This is a genomic window from Streptomyces sp. NRRL F-5630 (assembly GCF_000719475.1).
Lineage (GTDB): Bacteria > Actinomycetota > Actinomycetes > Streptomycetales > Streptomycetaceae > Streptomyces.
In genome coordinates, this window is sequence record NZ_JOGO01000214.1 from 1 (window position 1) to 345 (window position 345).

A 345-nucleotide genomic window follows, 5' to 3' on the forward strand; every position below is an offset into this window, starting at 1 on the left:
CGTCGTTGGGGTTGGTGCGTCCGGGTGGGCGGTTCGTGGAGCTGGGCAAGGCGGATGTGCGTGATCCGGGGGAGGTCGCCGCTGCTTACGACGGCGTGATGTACCGAGCGTTCGACCTCGCGGAGGTGGCGCCGGAGCGCCTGGGAGACATGCTGCGTGAGGTGGTCGAGCTGTTCGGGGCCGGTGCGCTGGAGCTGCTGCCGAGGCAGGAATGGGATGTGCGGCGGGCGGGTGAGGCGTTCGTGTTGATGAGCCGGGCGAGGCATGTGGGGAAGCTGGTGTTGAGTGTCCCGTCGGTGTCTGTGGGTGCTCGGTCTGCGGTGGTTCCCTCGGCTGTTTCCCCGG

Annotated in this window: 1 protein-coding gene; it reads left to right on the forward strand. The window is 68.7% G+C overall.

The genetic code is table 11. From position 1 onward, the window contains the following. Positions 1-35: 35 nt before the first annotated feature. On the forward strand, positions 36-345 hold a 310-nt coding region (locus IF99_RS31480), incomplete at its 3' end, for a zinc-binding dehydrogenase (RefSeq protein WP_234340931.1).